The organism is Arthrobacter sp. TB 26 (genome assembly GCF_000427315.1).
Lineage (GTDB): Bacteria > Actinomycetota > Actinomycetes > Actinomycetales > Micrococcaceae > Arthrobacter.
This window is the reverse complement of sequence record NZ_AUPJ01000184.1, coordinates 1-1,699: the sequence shown is the minus strand read 5'-3', so window position 1 is coordinate 1,699 and position 1,699 is coordinate 1. Positions and strand designations below refer to the sequence as shown.

3 protein-coding genes are annotated in these 1,699 nt (G+C 68.0%); all 3 read right to left on the bottom strand.

The annotated features are described in order from the left end of the window. Positions 1-191: 191 nt before the first annotated feature. Positions 192-479, bottom strand: a complete 288-nt coding sequence (locus tag K789_RS0106365) for a Rho termination factor N-terminal domain-containing protein (RefSeq protein ID WP_024366030.1) — start codon at positions 477-479, stop codon at positions 192-194. Between the two features lie 3 nt (positions 480-482). Then, positions 483-989, bottom strand: a complete 507-nt coding sequence (locus tag K789_RS0106360; protein ID WP_237739535.1) for an SRPBCC family protein — start codon at positions 987-989, stop codon at positions 483-485. 291 nt (positions 990-1,280) lie between these two features. Beyond that, the gene (locus tag K789_RS25020) at positions 1,281-1,499 is read right to left on the bottom strand and encodes a hypothetical protein (protein WP_128081573.1); all 219 of its coding nucleotides are present in this window, start codon (positions 1,497-1,499) and stop codon (positions 1,281-1,283) included. Positions 1,500-1,699: the final 200 nt, after the last annotated feature.

The following is a 1,699-nucleotide window of genomic DNA, read 5'->3' as shown; positions in this document are numbered from 1 at the left end:
CCTGCCGCCACGCCCGCTTCGAAGTCGGCGGCGGCCAAGCCCGCGCCCAAGACGGCACCCCGGACCGCCCCCAAGGCCGCGGCTAAACCCGCGGCGAAGGCCGCTCCCAAAGCCGCCGGAACGAAAGCCGCCGCGCAGACCGCGCGGAAGGAGGCCTGAGCTGTCGGTTGTCCGGCCCGTGGCCACCGGGATCAGGAGTCCCTGAGCGCAGAAATGAGCTCGCTTTTCCTCTTGGCCGAGTATCCCCTGAGGCCGATCTCCTTGGCGCGTCGCTTGAGCTGGGGGACGGTCCAGTCCTCGTAGTCGCCGGCTTTCCCGCCCTTGCGGCCCACTGCCGACCTGCCGTCCCTGGCCGCGGCGTTGGAGATGCGGGCGGCCTTCTGCTGTGACGCCCCGTCCTCCAGCAGCTCTTCATAGAGTTCCGGGTCCTTGATGCTTGGGCTCTCGGAGCCGCGTGGCGCATTCTTCTTCGTCGGCACGGCTTATCCCGGCAGCTGGTTGTCGGTGTCGCCGACGGCGTCGTCCACTTCGCCCCGGTCGACCGAGGACCGCCATTCGCCGGTTTCGATCCCGCGGGATTCGATGAACTCCTTGAAGCGGCCGAGGTCCGCCGTGACCTGGCGGCTGTCCGCACCGACGGCCGAGCCCGCCTTTTCCACGAGCCCCTCGGGTTCCCACTCCAGTTCCACGTTGACACGGGCGCGTTCGGCACCCAGGGACTCGAAGGTTACGGTTCCGGCGTTTCGGGGCCTGTCCGTGCTGACCCAGGCGACTTTGCGGTCAGGGATCTGCTCGGTGATCTGGGCGAAGTATTCGCGCCGGACACCGGCGATGCCGGTGCGGAACTGGAGGGACGTTTCGTCGATCTGCTCGACCGCCTCGACACCCTTCATGAACTCGGGGAAAGTCTCGAACTGCGTCCACTGGTTGTACGCGGTGGACACCGGAACGTCGACTTCAATGCTTTCCTGCACGCTTGCCATCGTCATGTCTCCTCTGGCCGGGAACCCGTTCTGCGGCTGTCCACAGGTGGCGGTGCCGCGGATTCCAAACTAGCGGGACGGCAGGGCCCTGACAAGCACTTGCTAAGGGTGCTTAGCGGAGGGTTCGGACGGGATCGTTTCCGGTCGGATCACCCGCCGCTGCAGGACTCCTGTTCTCCCGCGGCAGGTGCCGCGCGCGCCATTCCGTCAGCTCCCCCGCATGCTTGAGGTGCGCGAAAAGGAGCGAACTTCCGACTCCGGCGGGACCGCCGAGGGCGATCAGGCCGACGACGGCGATCAGGCCGACGGCGGCGACCGGAAGCGACGTCGTGGACGCCAGGAGGCCTGCGAGGCCCAGGGGCAGCGCCCCGCATGCCAGCAGGGGCCGCAGGTAGTCTCCCCGGTGCGGTCGGCGTAGACCGGCACCAGAAGCGACGCGAGGAAACCGCTGGCGTTGTAGACAGCAAGCACCCAGCCGACGTCTGCGGGGGTGGCGTCGAACAGTGCGACCAGCAACAGTGCAGCGCCGGGTTCAGGAACGCGAACTGCAGCCCCCACAGCAGTGCAGCCGACGGGACCAGCCCCCGCCCCCAGCCTTCGCTGCCGGGACCTTGCGAATCTCTCTCGTATTACGCACGCTTCGAACCCTAGAAGGCTGCGGTGTGCGGCGGGAGGCCCTGTCCGTACCTGTCTCCGCGGCCGGCCCTTAACGCGAC

Bases quoted from the DNA above. Each gene is read 5' to 3' on its own strand.
- K789_RS0106360 (WP_237739535.1), bottom strand. From the start codon at position 989: ATGACGATGGCAAGCGTGCAGGAAAGCATTGAAGTCGACGTTCCGGTG.